Origin of the sequence: Arenibacter catalasegens (assembly GCF_002909235.1) — a bacterium.
Lineage (GTDB): Bacteria > Bacteroidota > Bacteroidia > Flavobacteriales > Flavobacteriaceae > Arenibacter > Arenibacter catalasegens.
Genome location: NZ_PHQQ01000034.1, coordinates 38887 through 52906, shown reverse-complemented (window position 1 = coordinate 52906; position 14020 = coordinate 38887). Strand labels below are relative to the sequence as shown.

The window sequence follows — 14020 nt, the reverse complement described above, 5'->3', positions numbered from 1 at the left end:
AAAAATAAAATGACGGTAATCAATGCGGTACGGGCCAAAATAATCAACAGGATCTTTACTTTGATCAAAGAAAACAGAAAATATGAAAAAAACTATAATTTACCCTTGGTCAATCCATAAGAATACCGGGAGTAGGCTGATTTTAAATTTCTTTAAATCCACGTACTTTCCACGGCCGCACCGCCCAGGCCGCTTTCACTTAGGTGAAATGCTCTTTGGACGGCTTCTCTCGCCCAATGTGAAAAGCACTTGATTTAAGACGAAATTGAAAATAGGCCGTTCCTTTGTTCCTTCAACCTACTTAGTTCAGATAAATCATTGACCATTTTTAAATACCCTTGTACATTGCCTCCAAAGTTTGTTGTTGGGTCTATCTTCTTCCGTAGTGGAGATGTCATGGCCGTAAAGAATTATTGAAGCCTTGGAAATAATTTAGGCCATGGCATCGGTCCATAAAATCCAAAGATTTTAAGGACCACCTAGTGAAGAAGGGTCTTTTCTTTTGTTTCGTTTTCTTTGGACAAGCAAAGAAAATGAAAGAGGATGTTATTGATGATGCTCTTTAGTCTGTTTCATAGAACGGCACAGAAAACGCAGATTAACGAAAACCGATTATAAACAATAAAAACCACTTGAGAAGAAAGGAAGAATATTTTCAACATATGTGTTACTCTATTTTTTCCAAAAAACAAAACTAACAATCAAAAAAAATACGACATTTCATATTAACCTCAATTCTTGCATAATCACAACAAGTAGTGATGACCCCTAGATATCTCCAAAGAAATAATACCTTTATTCCAAAATTATAATTTTGCTTATAAAAGCATAGACCCCATATGAACCTAAGTTACTGGGAATATAAAACGTGGTTGTCCAATATAGATTTCACTATTGTAGGCAGTGGGATTGTAGGACTTAATTGTGCTTTTTATTTAAAGAAACAATTCCCAAAGGCTAAGATTTTAGTATTGGAAAGAGGACTGCTGCCACAGGGGGCGAGTACAAAAAATGCTGGATTTGCCTGCTTCGGAAGTATTTCGGAGATTTTGGCCGATTTAAAAATGCATTCTGAGGGAGAAGTGGTACAGTTGGTACAAAAGCGTTGGGAGGGCGTTCAATTATTACGCGAGAATCTAGGTGATGATCAAATGGATTATCAAAATCACGGTGGTCATGAGGTTTTTTTAAAGGATCAGAAGGGTCTTTATGAGGATTGTCTGGATAATTTGGATATGGTGAATTCCCTTTTAAATCCTGTATTTAAGGCCGATACTTTTGAGGTTCACAACAATAGTTTTGGTTTTAAAGGTATACAGGAGAACTATATATCCAGTACGTTCGAAGGGCAGATCAATACCGGTAAAATGATGAAAACCTTACTTGATAAGGTGCAAAATGGGGGTATAACGGTCCTAAATGCCATTAGTGTTGAGAGCTATGGGGAGAATATGCATGATGTTGTTATTAAAACCGATCAATTCGAATTTAGGACCAACAAACTTTTTATTGCAACCAATGGTTTTGCATCCCAATTAATTCAAGAAATAGTAAAACCTGCCCGAGCACAAGTACTGATTACGAAACCTATAGATAACCTACACATCAAGGGGACTTTTCATTTGGATGAAGGATACTATTATTTTAGGAACATTGAAGAACGAATTCTTCTGGGGGGAGGAAGAAATTTGGATTTTACGGGAGAGGAAACAAGTACTTTTGGGGAGACCACTTTAATTCAGGATAGACTCGAGGAGATATTGCGAACAATTATTTTACCAAATACGCCCTTTGAGGTAGACCAAAGATGGAGCGGTATTATGGGTATTGGTGATCAAAAGAAACCTATTGTTAAGCAGTTGAGCAAGCATGTTTATTGCGGGGTAAGAATGGGAGGAATGGGCATTGCCATCGGTAGTTTAATCGGAAAGGAATTGGCCACTTTGGCAAAATAGGCTGAGGGTAAAAATCATATTAAGTTAAATCATGTATTCTAAATGGACCATCCGTTAAAACAACAATTATACGGCTTTTGTAAATCATATATAGAGAATCGGTTAGCGCGGATTCAAAATAATATTGATTCGCTACAGGAAGCTTTGAGCTCTGAGACCAAAAGTAGTGCAGGGGACAAGCATGAAACGGGTAGAGCTATGATTCAGTTAGAACGAGAAAAATTGGGCAAGCAGCTTTCCGAAGTTCATTTACTTCAAGAGTTGTTTAAGAAGACACCCTTAAACTCCAATATGTCCCATGTTGGACTGGGGAGTGTTATATATACCGATCAACAAAATTATTATATGGCAATTAGTGCTGGAGAAACAAAAGTGGACGGAGTTTCTTTTTATGCCATAGCGCCCAATACGCCAGTTGGAAAACTGTTAATGGGGGAAGTAGTGGGCGATATTGCTGTTTTTAATTCAAAGGAATTCAAAATACAGAAAATTGAGTAATCTTTTTTTGAAGCTGGTGACCAAGATATTGAGATATATTATTATTTAACATTATGTCAGAAATCATAGACCTCAGTCAAGAAATTTTCTCCGGAATGCCCGTTTATAAGAGCCTTCCTGGGGTAAAGATGGAAATGTACGCCTCCCATGAACAATGGGACGGAATAACCGATAGCACTGTAGTGTCCCCAAGTGTATATAAATTGGAAATGAGTGAACATACAGGGACTCATGTGGATGCCTTGAACCATATGGCAAGTGAATTTAAAGGGCAATCTATTGACACTATGCCGCTCACTATGTTCTATACGGAGGGAATCTGTTTGGATTTGTCTCATAAAGGCTTAAAGGAATTAATTGAACCTTCGGATTTGATGTCGGCCTGTTCTACTTCCAACACGACGATTAAAGAAGGGGACACAGTCTTATTGTACACGGACCATTACAGAAGGACTTATGGAGGTGCTGATTGGGTCAGTGGACCGGGATTAAGTGCCAATGCGACCAAATGGTTGGGAGAACAGGGCATTTCCGCATTTGGTGTGGAAATGATGTCGCCCGGAATTCCAAGTATTTCTAATAAGGAAGTACATCAAATTTGCGGAGCGCTTGGATTTACGCATTATGAAAATATGATCAATTTACATCTGTTAATTGGTCGCGGTCGATTTAGATTTATTGGATTGCCTTTAAAAATACGGGGAGGTACTGGGTCGCCCGTTAGGGCAGTGGCAGTTTTTGAGTAAAAGAAGGTCGAACGGATTAGTCTAATTTGGGCCTAGATCGGTTCACTTTTTTGAGGGCTGCCCGTTTTTTGCTCTTCAGTCGCTTTTCAATAGCCGACCTAGTGGGTTTGGTTTTTTTTCTTCTTTTGGGGACAACCAAATTTGCTTGGATCGTATCAAGAAATTTTTGAATAACAAGTTCCTTATTTTTGTGTTGACTCCGGGTTTCCTCGCATTGCATTAAAAGTAGGTTTTCTTTACTCAGTTTTGAGGAGAGTTTCTTGAGAAGCCTATTTTTTTCAAATTCATTCAGGGCGTTGGAGTTTTTCAGATCGAAGGTCAGTTCCACCTTGGAGGAAACCTTATTCACATTTTGCCCCCCGGCACCACTGCTCCGAACGGCTTTAAATTTTAATTCCTGAATGATGCCTTCCCTGTTCAATGGCCTATAATGGTTTTAGACGTTGGTTAATGGTTTCAAGGGCAATGTTAAGGAAAACCTGCTTGCCTTGGGTCAGGGCTTCATCAGAATTAAACCTTATTCTGTGCTCTCCGGACTGCCCCTCTATCAAAAAGTGACTTCCCATAAAATAGCATTTTTCTACAGTTGTTGGAATTCCCGATTTTTGTGAGACCCTAAATTCATGAGCGTAAACAAGAATATTTCGTTCCAAATCTCCATAAGATTTTATGATGTTTATTGGAATAAGGTTGGCTTCTCCGAACAAGGTGGCGGTGTAAATATTTTTTGGGTTGTTATATAGATCTTTAGTTCTGGCATTAACCATAATTTCCTGATCTTTAAGGACAATGACCCTATTGGCATATGGAAGAACATCTTGGTGGTCATGGGTAGCCGTAATACAACTAATCTCCTCTTTTTGTAAGTAGCCAAAGAGATTTCTTCTCAGTTGATTTTTTCTAAAATTATCTATATGACCAAAAGGCTCATCCAATAACAATACTTCTGGTTTTTGAGCTAGGACCCGGGCCAAAGCTACTCTTTGTTGTTGGCCCCCACTTAGGTTTTTAACCTTTGTGTTGGCAAAGGGAACCATGTCTATCATTTCCAACAGCTCTGTTGTTCTTGCCTTCAATTCCTCAGGGTAGAAAACAGATAAAAATTGACTTACATTTTCCGCCACAGTTGTGAAAGGCATTAGATCAAAATCCTGGGAAAGGTATTTCATATAGGATTCGCCGGGAACAAGATTATAATCAGGGCCCAACACCTGTTTCTCGCCCCAAAATATATCGCCTTTTTGTGGTTGGAGAAGGCCGTAAATAATTTTGAGCAGTGTGCTTTTTCCACAACCACTTTCACCTACAATGGAGATGTGCTCCCCTTTGGCCACCTTTAAACTAATATCGGCCAATACCGGTATTTTATCATAAGTGAACGAAAGAGAATTAACTTGTAACATGGGCTAAAATTATAAATGTAACCTTAGGGGATAAAAAAAGTCCATTTCTAAAAGAAACGGACTTTAGAACAAAATTATTGATTTTTTTTATACTAATCCTTAAAATCTTTTAAAACTCCCTTGTTGGGGAGTTCCTTAAAGCCCATATTGAACAAGGTGAATCCAAAAATATCCACATTTTGCTCAATAGTTTTGCTCACGGGAGTTCCTGCTCCGTGGCCTGCATTCACTTCAATACGTATTAAGGTAGGGTTATTACCTGTTTGCTTTTCCTGCAATTCTGCAGCAAACTTAAAGCTATGTGCAGGTACTACCCTATCGTCATGATCGCCCGTAGTAATAAGGGTTGCAGGATATTGTACTCCTTCCTGAACGTTATGTACGGGGGAATAGCCCTTAAGATAATTAAACATTTCCTCGTTATCTTCAGGGGTTCCATAGTCATAGGCCCATCCAGCACCAGCGGTGAAGGTATGGTATCTAAGCATGTCCAGAACGCCTACTGCGGGCAAGGCTACCTTCATTAAATCTGGTCTTTGGGTCATAGTAGCGCCAACCAAGAGTCCGCCGTTGGAACCTCCTTTTATTGCCAAATAGTCACTTGAAGTATATTTTTGGTCGATCAAATACTCAGCGGCAGCTATAAAATCGTCAAATACATTTTGCTTTTTGGTTTTGATACCTGCATCGTGCCATTTTTTACCATATTCTCCACCTCCCCTTAGGTTGGGGACCGCTAATATTCCACCCTGTTCCATCCAAACCGCATTGGTAACACTAAAAGCTGGTGTTAGGTTAATATTGAATCCACCATAACCATAAAGCATGGTCGGATTTCTGCCGTTCAATTCCAATCCCTTTTTGTGGGTAATGATCATTGGTACCTTAGTACTATCCTTTGAGGAATAAAAGACTTGTTTGGACACATATTCCTCCGGATTGAAATCTATTTCCGGTTTCCAGTATAGCTTATATTCACCAGTCGTAATATTGTATTTATAGGTAGATCCTGGGGTATTATAGTTGGTAAACGAAAAGTAGAGTTCGGTTTCCATCTTTTTTCCGCTAAAACCACCAGCACTTCCCAATCCTGGAAGTATCACTTCGCGTATCATAGTGCCATCAACATCATATTGATATACTTTGGAAATGGCATCTACCATATATTCCGTAAAAATATAACCCCCGCCAGTACCCACGGAAAGTACATTTTCCGTTTCCGGAATTAAATCCGTCCAATATTCGGGAGTGGGATTTTTTGCATCGACTGTTATGACCTTTTTATTGGGTGCATTTCTATTGGTCAATATAAAGAGTTTTGAGTCCTTATTGTCTATAACTTGGCTGTCTGTGTCAGGTGTATCCAATATGGTGATCAAATTGCTTTCAGATTGTCTCAGGTCTTTTATAAACAACTTATTGCCCGAGGTAGAAACCGCTGCGCTAATTATAAGGTAATGCTCATCCTCCGTAACATAACCACCTACATATCTGTGTTTTTCTGATGGAATACCACCAAATACTACTGCATCGCTGTTCTGGGAAGTGCCGAGTTTGTGATAATAAAGTTTGTGTTGATCTGTTTTGGCCGATAGTTCACTGCCTTTGGGTTTGTCATAACTGGAGTAATAAAAACCCTCGTTTCCTTTCCAAGAAATGCCACTAAATTTTATATCTACCAAAGTATCCTCTACAATGGACTTGTTCTCTGCATTTATTACGATTACTTTTCGCCAATCGCTTCCGCCTTCCGATACGGAATAGGCTGCTATGGAGCCGTCCTTGGAAAAATTAATTCCTGCTAGAGAGGTTGTGGCATCGTCTGAAAACGAATTGGGATCCAAGAATACCGCTGCTTCCCCATTATCTCCTTTTTTACGGTACAATACATTTTGATTTTGTAGGCCATCGTTCTTAAAGAAATAGGTATAATTGCCTTCCTTGAAAGGAGATCCCAGTTTCTCGTAGTTCCATAAGTGTTCCAAACGTTTTTTTAAATCTTTGCGAAATGGAATTTTGTCCAGATAGTTATGGGTAGTCTTGTTTTGTGACTTAACCCAATTTTCTGTTTCAGGGCTTCTGTCATCTTCCAACCAACGGAACGGATCATGGACCTTTGTGCCAAAATAGGTGTCTACGGAATCAACTTTTTTAGTAGTAGGATAATTCAAAACGATTGTTTCTTTTTTTTGAGTAGGCTCACAGGCGAAAATTTGTATTGCTGCAAGCGGGATTAGTATAGATTTCTTCATGAAAGGGATACTCTTGCGCCAAAATTAGCATAAAAAAAACCTTTGTAAATGGTTGTTACAAAGGTTTTAACATTCTTTTCCTCGACTTTTGATTGCCTAAGGGAAGGATTAGATCTACTATACTAATTGGTGCTGAACCAAATATTCTGCAATTTGTACCGCGTTGGTTGCTGCTCCCTTTCGTAGGTTGTCCGCAACAATCCACATGTTCAAAGTATTGGGCTGTGTTTCATCCCGTCTAATCCGGCCAACAAAAACATCATCCTTACCATGTGCATAAATGGGCATAGGGTAGGTATTGGTATCCGTGTTGTCCTGAACAACAATTCCTGGGGTTTCACTTAATAATCTTCTTACTTCGGATAGTTCAAAATCGTTTTCAAATTCTACGTTTACTGACTCTGAATGACCTCCGGCGGTGGGGATGCGAACAGCAGTTGCAGTTACGGAGAATGTTCTATCATTGAATATTTTTTGTGGCTCCTGTGCCAGCTTCATCTCTTCTTTCGTATAGCCATTGTCCAAAAACACGTCGCAATGGGGCAGGGCATTTTTTCCAATAGGATATGGATATGCCATTTCTCCTTGTATTCCGGCAATTTCATTCTCCAATTGCTGAACAGCCTTTACCCCTGTTCCGGAAACTGACTGATAGGTAGAAACGACTACTCTTTTCATTTTGTATTTAGTGTGTAGGGATGATAACGCCAATACCATCTGAATAGTAGAACAGTTTGGGTTTGCGATAATTTTATCATCCTTACTTAACTCAGAAGCGTTTATTTCGGGGACCACCAATTTTTTGGTGGGATCCATACGCCATGCTGAGGAATTATCTATAACCGTGGTACCAACGGCAGCAAATTTTGGGGCCCACTCCAAAGAAGTATCTCCACCGGCTGAAAAAATGGCAATATCCGGTTTGGCGGCTACGGCAGTTTCTAGGCCAATAAGAGTATGTTCTTTACCTTGGAAGGTTAATTTTTTCCCCACTGATCTTTCAGAGGCGACGACCAATAATTCAGTTACTGGAAAATTACGTTCTGCCAATACTTTTAGCATCACTTCCCCTACCATTCCTGTTGCACCAACTACAGCTACTTTCATTACGATTAAATTAAAATTTAAGTTGGCAAATGTACTGATTATAGCATATTAAACAATACATAAATTATAATTTATTAAAAATATAACAAATTGTTACAAATAAAACTATTAAGTAAAAAAGAACCGTCAACTTGGATAGCGAATCTTAGTTGACGGTTTTTATTGGTTAGTTGGTAGTGTAGCGGTCGGACTTTGAATAGACTTCAAAGTCCAATATGTTTCAAAGTGATATTATTTTTTTAATAAATCCCTGATTTGAGTCAAAAGTTCCTCTTGACTTGGCCCTTTGGGAGCTTCTGGAGCAGGAGGTGCAGGTGGAGTTTTTGTTTTATTGTATGCTTTTACAATCATGAACAAAACAAAACCAACAATAATTAAGTTGATTATAGAATTTACCCAAGCTCCATAACGGATGGCACTTTCTGGTTTTTCAACCGTTCCGTCTGCAGCCATGACCGCCTCTGAAAGAACATATTGCATATCGGAGAAATCTACGCCTCCCGTAAAAAATCCTACAATAGGCATCATGATATCGTTGACAAATCCACTGACAACCAAACCTGCAGCTCCTGCTAACAGCACAGCAACGGCTAAATCAATGACATTGCCGGTCATAATAAAATCCTTAAATTCCTTGAACATAATTAGTGTTTTATGTGATTAATAGTACTTGCAATTTAGTTTAAAAAGTGGTCTTAACAAAACGTTAAAATAACTTTTTATCCTAAAGACATATTTTTTAATTGGTAGTATTCATTGAGGATACAAGGCAAGTTGGGTACAGGAAATACTAATCAATATAAATTCTTTTAACTCGCTGCGAAATTCCAGTAAGAAGCTCGTAAGTTATCGTTTTGGCAGAGGAGGCTAAAAATTCTGCACTGGGTTTCTTGCCAAAAACAATGACCTCGTCACCTTCCTTGCAATCAATTCCTGTGACATCCACCATAATCATATCCATACATACGTTCCCGATGATAGGGGCCAACTTTCCATGTACGGAAACTTGTCCAACACGATTGCCGTACTGTCGGCCAATCCCATCTGCGTGCCCTAAAGGAAGTGTTGCCGTTACTTTAGGAGTATTGGAAACAAAGGCCCTATTGTAACCTACGCTTTCATTTGGTTCAATTTTGTGAATCTGTGATATGATTGTTTTTAGGGTAGCAACGGGGATTAATTTTTCATCCTCTGAGGCTTCATTACCAAAACCGTAGATGCCAATTCCACTTCTAACCATATCATACTGTGCTTCTGGATAATTGATTATCCCTGAAGTGTTCAACATATGTCTTGAGGGCCTGTAGTTTAATTTAGCAATAAGTTGCGAACTAATTTTTTCGAAAAGTTGAATCTGTCCTAAGGTAAAATCGGTTTCATTTAAGTCTTCAGAGGCGGCTAAATGTGAAAATAGCGAACTGATTCTAATTTGATCTGCCCCCTCAAGAGATCTAAGAATAAAATTTATGTCATTTTCTCCAAATCCCAATCTGTTTAAACCGGTGTTGAATTTTAAATGTACTGGATAATCTTTTTGGCCCAGATCTTTTGCTAATTTCAAGAAGGAGCTTAAAATAGACAGGGAATAAAGACTGGGTTCCAGACATTTTTCTATCATGGTAGTAAAACTCACCTGTTGGGGATGAAGTACTAAAATGGGCAATTTTATTCCTGCGTTCCTCAAGGCAACTCCTTCACTGGTATAAGCTACTGCCAGGTAATCTGCACCCAGGGATTCCAATTTTTTGGCAACGGCAATGGAATCACTGCCATAGGCGAATGCCTTCACCACTCCTAGAAATCTAGTACTGGGATTAATTTTGGATCTTAAATGATGATAATTATGCTCCAGTGCCCTAAGGTCAATTTCCAGAACAGTTTCTCCAACCTTAGTCATTCGTTTTTTTTTGAGGAGGTAGTACTTCCACGGAAGAAACTTCAATGTCGCTTAATTTTTCCTTTAACATGGCTTTGTAGTATGCAGCTCTACTTAGGGGTTCATATTCTTCAGTTTCTCCAAGAAATACCAATTTGTCGTTGTTGGTCTTTCTAAAACTATAGTTGGCCAAGTTGCCTGTACGTGTACAAACGGCATGTACTTTGGTAACGTACTCCGCAGTAGCCATAAGTGCCGGCATAGGTCCAAAAGGATTGCCTTTGAAATCCATATCCAATCCGGCTACGACGACCCGTATACCTTTGTTGGCCAGATCGTTGCAAACAGTGATGATTTCATCATCGAAGAATTGGGCCTCATCTATTCCCACCACGTCGCAGTCGTCTGCCAAGAGTCGAATATTTGCTGCGGCTGGTACCGGGGTGGATCTAATTTCGTTCGCATCGTGGGACACCACCATCTCCTCATGGTATCTTTTATCTACCATGGGCTTAAATATTTCCACTTTTTGCTTGGCAAATTTGGCTCTTTTTAACCGGCGGATCAGTTCCTCTGTCTTGCCAGAGAACATAGAACCGCAGATTACTTCGATCCAACCGAATTGTTCTTTAGGGTTAACAGTATTTTCAAGAAACATTTTGTAATTTTAGACGAAAGTAATATGTTTTCCGTTTGTTAATTAGGAGGCATAAAATTATTAAAAAAATCATCCTTCTGGTATTAATGTTGGTAAAAGTTGGTAATCTTGTTTACTTAGTTTTTTAACCACCAATAATTACTTGTTAGGAATTGCTTTATTGGAATTCAAGTGGAGCTCCAATTAATTATCAAAATATGTTCAGATGAAAAAGAGACTTAAAGAAGAATTGAGAAAATTGTCAACAGAAATAATTACCTCGAGAAACTTAAACGATTTCTCGGCTTTGTATGAAACTGCCAAGGAACTATATGAAAAGTTGGCCGTTCTCAAATATATTGAAGAAAAATTAAATGAGGTAGAGATCGATGTCTCCAAGAATGCCATAGCGGCCAAATTTGAAAAGATGGCCAATTCGGTTTTAAATGCAAATTCCTCGGTTCCAGAAAGTAATCCGCATGAAGAGGATATCATTACTCCAGGTATCGATACCATTAAGGGTATGATATCGGAAATGCCCGGTGCTACAACCATAGACGAGGTTTTATCCCAGTTTACCAATAAACCGGATTTGATAAAGAACGATAAGGACTTATTTATGCCCAAGGAAGTGAAAACTGTGAAAGTGGGTGGTACCGCACAATCTGTGGAACACAGTCCTAAAAAAGTGCTGAAAGTAGATTTGAATGATCGCTTGGCATTTGTAAAACATCTGTTCAACAATAATATGGAAGACTACAATAGGGTGTTGTCCCAGTTAAGTACCATAGACAGTGAAGAACGTTCTGTTTCATTTATTACCAACATGGTAAAACCTGACTATAACAATTGGGAGGGAAAAGAAGATTACGAACAACGATTTATGACTGTAATTGCCCGTAAATTTGCGTAAAGTGGAATTTAATCGCCGCTAATGGAATTTATGAGGTATCAGATTCATTATTTTTGCCACCTCTTACCTGCTATTTAGTTTAAAGTAGGTGTTTAATAGAATTAATGGGGAAATTATATATAGTACCTACTCCTATAGGTAATTTAGAGGATATTACATTACGTGCTATTAGGGTGCTCAAAGAGGTTGACCTTATTTTGGCAGAAGATACCCGCACTAGTGGTAAATTATTGCACCATTACAATATTGAAACCCCAATGCAAAGTCACCATATGCACAATGAGCATAAAACGGTAGAAGGTATTGTAAGGCGCTTGCAGACAGGGGAGATTATTGCGTTGATTTCGGATGCCGGGACTCCGGCCATATCCGACCCCGGTTTTTTGTTAACCCGTGCCTGTGTTGAAAATAATATTGAGGTAGACTGTCTGCCCGGTGCAACTGCATTTGTCCCTGCTTTGGTAAATAGTGGTCTACCCAATGATAAATTTGTTTTCGAAGGCTTTTTGCCGGTTAAAAAAGGAAGACAAACCAGGTTCACTTTATTGGCAGAGGAACCTAGGACCATGATTATTTATGAATCCCCACATAAATTGGTTAAGACATTGTCCCATTTTGAGACTTATTTTGGACCGGACAGGTTAATTTCGGTTTCGCGAGAGTTGTCAAAAATGTATGAAGAAACCATACGGGGAACAGTAAAGGAGGTCTTACAGCATTATACAGATAACCCACCCAAAGGAGAGATTGTTATTGTGGTGGCTGGCAAGAAATAATGGAACAATTATTATCGGAAATAAGAAGTTGTCAAGTATGCAAGGCCTACTTGCCTTTAGGCCCTAGGCCAATAGTAGCAGCACATACCAACGCGAAGATTATCATTATTGGCCAAGCTCCAGGAAACAAGGTCCATCTAACGGGAATACCATGGGACGACCCCAGTGGCAGGCAGCTTAGGCAATGGCTTAATATTTCGGATGCCTTATTTTATGATGAAAGCAAAATAGCATTAATGCCAATGGGTTTTTGCTATCCCGGGAAGGGGAATGGGGGAGACCTTCCCCCTAGACCCGAATGTGCCCCTCTGTGGCATAATGCACTGCTGAGCAAAATGCCCAATTTGGAATTGATTATACTCATTGGTGCCTATGCGCAGAATTATTATCTAGGAGAGAGCACGAAAATAAATTTGACCGAAACGGTGAAAGGCTATCGGGAATTTTTACCTAAATACATTCCACTACCCCATCCATCTCCTAGAAATAGGTTTTGGCAGACTAAAAATCCATGGTTTTTACATGAGGTGGTACCTGCATTGCAGGAAAGAGTCGCCCATATAATTCATAATGGCTGATTTGCCTCTGATTTTTATTTCAAATTATTCTAGCAAGCTGTGCAATATCCTGCTCCAAAAGTATTTTAACCTATAATTGGGACGTTGGTCTAAAACCTTTTTTACGCCGTTATCTTTAGATTACTTTTGGTGGACCATAGCATAAGTAGGTTAAGTTCATGGTAAGATTTGGGGAAAAAAGGCGGAGCTAAGCTTCGCCTTTTTTATTGCTGAATATCAGTATTTTAACCATGTAGGGATAACTTTTCACCTTTGATAATGATCATCATCAAAAAAATTCGCAGATAAAAAGCCATAAATATTTTTGTTATTTCTCACAATACCAGTATTTTAGTATCGCCATAGCATAAGTAGGTTAAGTTTATGGTAAGATTTGGGACGAAAAGGGTGGAGGCTTCTCCACCCTTTTCTATTTTCTGGAAACAAAAAAAGTCCGCTCATTAAAAAAGTTTTAATGAGCGGACTTTTAATTATTATGTGGATTGCCTTAATTAAGTAACCTAAAATTAATACTTGGCAATACAAAGGATATTCTAATAAGGTTTTCCTTATTAACGTAACCCCTATTTATTCGCCTTATAAGAAGCAGCTACCTTATCCCAATCAACTACATTAAAAAATGCATTGATGTAGTCTGGTCTTCTATTCTGATAATTTAGGTAATAGGCATGTTCCCATACATCCAAGCCCAAAATTGGAGATCCTCCGCAGCCTGTTCCCGGCATAATTGGATTGTCTTGGTTTGGAGTAGAGCATATTTCCACTTTTCCTCCTTTATGAACACATAACCAAGCCCAACCAGAACCAAATCTTGTTGCTGCTGCTTTAGCAAAAGCATCCTTAAAAGATTCGAAAGAACCATATGCAGATTTTATAGCATCGGCAAGTTCTCCAGAAGGTTGTCCGCCACCATTTGGCGACATAACTTCCCAAAACAAGGAATGGTTAAAGAATCCTCCTCCATTGTTTCTTACAGCTGCATTGGACATGTCCAAGTTGGCCAATATATCCAAGATGGATTTTTTTGCCAGATCTGTTCCTTCAATAGCGTTGTTTAAATTGGTAGTATACCCGTTGTGGTGCTTGGTATGGTGTATTTCCATAGTCCTGGCATCAATATGTGGTTCCAAAGCGTCGTACGCATATGGTAATTTAGGTAATTCGAAAGCCATAATGTTATTGTTTTTATGTTAAAAAATGTTGTTTCCCAAAATTACGGTTTTATGATATAAATTCAGCTAATAAATTGTTAAGAACTGTTTAATATTGCTTATTTTGC

At 38.8% G+C, this 14020-nt stretch carries 14 protein-coding genes; 6 read left to right on the top strand and 8 right to left on the bottom strand.

The genetic code is table 11. The features are described from left to right. The first annotated feature begins 839 nt into the window (after positions 1–839). From CWD90_RS20820 to CWD90_RS20810, 3 genes are read left to right on the top strand one after another with little or no spacing between them, the layout of a single operon-like run. Complete coding sequence (locus CWD90_RS20820) at positions 840–1955, top strand: NAD(P)/FAD-dependent oxidoreductase (protein WP_103477989.1); 1116 nt, start codon at positions 840–842, stop codon at positions 1953–1955. Positions 1956–1997: 42 nt separating this feature from the next. Continuing rightward, complete coding sequence (locus CWD90_RS20815) at positions 1998–2453, top strand: 3-oxoacyl-ACP synthase (protein ID WP_103477988.1); 456 nt, start codon at positions 1998–2000, stop codon at positions 2451–2453. A gap of 53 nt (positions 2454–2506) precedes the next feature. Continuing rightward, the gene (locus CWD90_RS20810) at positions 2507–3199 is read left to right on the top strand and encodes a cyclase family protein (protein WP_103477987.1); all 693 of its coding nucleotides are present in this window, start codon (positions 2507–2509) and stop codon (positions 3197–3199) included. 16 nt (positions 3200–3215) lie between these two features. Here CWD90_RS20810 and arfB read toward each other — a convergent pair whose 3' ends face one another. The 7 genes from arfB to CWD90_RS20775 all read right to left on the bottom strand — a co-directional run bounded on the left by arfB (position 3216) and on the right by CWD90_RS20775 (position 10495). Continuing rightward, complete coding sequence (arfB, locus tag CWD90_RS20805; RefSeq protein ID WP_103477986.1) at positions 3216–3620, bottom strand: alternative ribosome rescue aminoacyl-tRNA hydrolase ArfB; 405 nt, start codon at positions 3618–3620, stop codon at positions 3216–3218. Between the two features lie 4 nt (positions 3621–3624). Next, positions 3625–4602 carry a sulfate/molybdate ABC transporter ATP-binding protein gene (locus tag CWD90_RS20800; RefSeq protein ID WP_103477985.1) on the bottom strand — a complete coding sequence of 326 codons (978 nt, stop codon included), beginning with the start codon at positions 4600–4602 and terminating at the stop codon, positions 3625–3627. 92 nt (positions 4603–4694) lie between these two features. After that, positions 4695–6854 carry a prolyl oligopeptidase family serine peptidase gene (locus CWD90_RS20795; protein WP_103477984.1) on the bottom strand — a complete coding sequence of 720 codons (2160 nt, stop codon included), beginning with the start codon at positions 6852–6854 and terminating at the stop codon, positions 4695–4697. A 117-nt stretch (positions 6855–6971) separates the two neighbouring features. Continuing rightward, complete coding sequence (locus tag CWD90_RS20790; RefSeq protein ID WP_103477983.1) at positions 6972–7961, bottom strand: aspartate-semialdehyde dehydrogenase; 990 nt, start codon at positions 7959–7961, stop codon at positions 6972–6974. 231 nt (positions 7962–8192) lie between these two features. After that, the gene (mscL, locus tag CWD90_RS20785) at positions 8193–8603 is read right to left on the bottom strand and encodes a large conductance mechanosensitive channel protein MscL (RefSeq protein ID WP_103477982.1); all 411 of its coding nucleotides are present in this window, start codon (positions 8601–8603) and stop codon (positions 8193–8195) included. A gap of 148 nt (positions 8604–8751) precedes the next feature. After that, positions 8752–9858, bottom strand: a complete 1107-nt coding sequence (gene alr, locus CWD90_RS20780) for an alanine racemase (protein ID WP_103477981.1) — start codon at positions 9856–9858, stop codon at positions 8752–8754. Further along, positions 9851–10495 carry a thymidine kinase gene (locus tag CWD90_RS20775; protein WP_103477980.1) on the bottom strand — a complete coding sequence of 215 codons (645 nt, stop codon included), beginning with the start codon at positions 10493–10495 and terminating at the stop codon, positions 9851–9853. Before CWD90_RS20775 ends, alr begins: the two co-directional genes overlap by 8 nt. A 205-nt stretch (positions 10496–10700) precedes the next feature. Between CWD90_RS20775 and CWD90_RS20770 the strand changes: the two genes are divergently transcribed. From CWD90_RS20770 to CWD90_RS20760, 3 genes are all read left to right on the top strand, one after another. After that, on the top strand, positions 10701–11387 hold the full coding sequence (locus CWD90_RS20770; protein ID WP_103477979.1) for a hypothetical protein: 687 nt from the start codon (positions 10701–10703) through the stop codon (positions 11385–11387). Positions 11388–11491: 104 nt separating this feature from the next. Beyond that, positions 11492–12163, top strand: a complete 672-nt coding sequence (gene rsmI / locus CWD90_RS20765) for a 16S rRNA (cytidine(1402)-2'-O)-methyltransferase (protein WP_103477978.1) — start codon at positions 11492–11494, stop codon at positions 12161–12163. Then, entirely contained in the window at positions 12163–12741 is a 579-nt protein-coding gene (locus CWD90_RS20760) for a uracil-DNA glycosylase family protein (protein ID WP_103477977.1), read from the top strand. The genes rsmI and CWD90_RS20760 overlap by 1 nt, the downstream gene beginning before the upstream one ends. A gap of 563 nt (positions 12742–13304) precedes the next feature. On the opposite strand, the gene CWD90_RS20755 is transcribed toward CWD90_RS20760, so the two are convergent. Beyond that, entirely contained in the window at positions 13305–13913 is a 609-nt protein-coding gene (locus CWD90_RS20755; RefSeq protein WP_103477976.1) for a superoxide dismutase, read from the bottom strand. Positions 13914–14020: the final 107 nt, after the last annotated feature.

What these genes read in the sequence shown, in the direction of transcription:
- CWD90_RS20755 (WP_103477976.1), bottom strand. Translation starts at nt 13,913, where the DNA reads ATGGCTTTCGAATTACCTAAATTACCATATGCGTACGACGCTTTGGAA.
- CWD90_RS20815 (WP_103477988.1), top strand. Translation starts at nt 1,998, where the DNA reads ATGGACCATCCGTTAAAACAACAATTATACGGCTTTTGTAAATCATAT.
- CWD90_RS20775 (WP_103477980.1), bottom strand. Translation starts at nt 10,495, where the DNA reads ATGTTTCTTGAAAATACTGTTAACCCTAAAGAACAATTCGGTTGGATC.
- CWD90_RS20800 (WP_103477985.1), bottom strand. Translation starts at nt 4,602, where the DNA reads ATGTTACAAGTTAATTCTCTTTCGTTCACTTATGATAAAATACCGGTA.
- CWD90_RS20770 (WP_103477979.1), top strand. Translation starts at nt 10,701, where the DNA reads ATGAAAAAGAGACTTAAAGAAGAATTGAGAAAATTGTCAACAGAAATA.
- CWD90_RS20760 (WP_103477977.1), top strand. Translation starts at nt 12,163, where the DNA reads ATGGAACAATTATTATCGGAAATAAGAAGTTGTCAAGTATGCAAGGCC.
- CWD90_RS20790 (WP_103477983.1), bottom strand. Translation starts at nt 7,961, where the DNA reads ATGAAAGTAGCTGTAGTTGGTGCAACAGGAATGGTAGGGGAAGTGATG.
- alr (WP_103477981.1), bottom strand. Translation starts at nt 9,858, where the DNA reads ATGACTAAGGTTGGAGAAACTGTTCTGGAAATTGACCTTAGGGCACTG.
- mscL (WP_103477982.1), bottom strand. Translation starts at nt 8,603, where the DNA reads ATGTTCAAGGAATTTAAGGATTTTATTATGACCGGCAATGTCATTGAT.
- CWD90_RS20810 (WP_103477987.1), top strand. Translation starts at nt 2,507, where the DNA reads ATGTCAGAAATCATAGACCTCAGTCAAGAAATTTTCTCCGGAATGCCC.
- CWD90_RS20820 (WP_103477989.1), top strand. Translation starts at nt 840, where the DNA reads ATGAACCTAAGTTACTGGGAATATAAAACGTGGTTGTCCAATATAGAT.
- rsmI (WP_103477978.1), top strand. Translation starts at nt 11,492, where the DNA reads ATGGGGAAATTATATATAGTACCTACTCCTATAGGTAATTTAGAGGAT.
- CWD90_RS20795 (WP_103477984.1), bottom strand. Translation starts at nt 6,854, where the DNA reads ATGAAGAAATCTATACTAATCCCGCTTGCAGCAATACAAATTTTCGCC.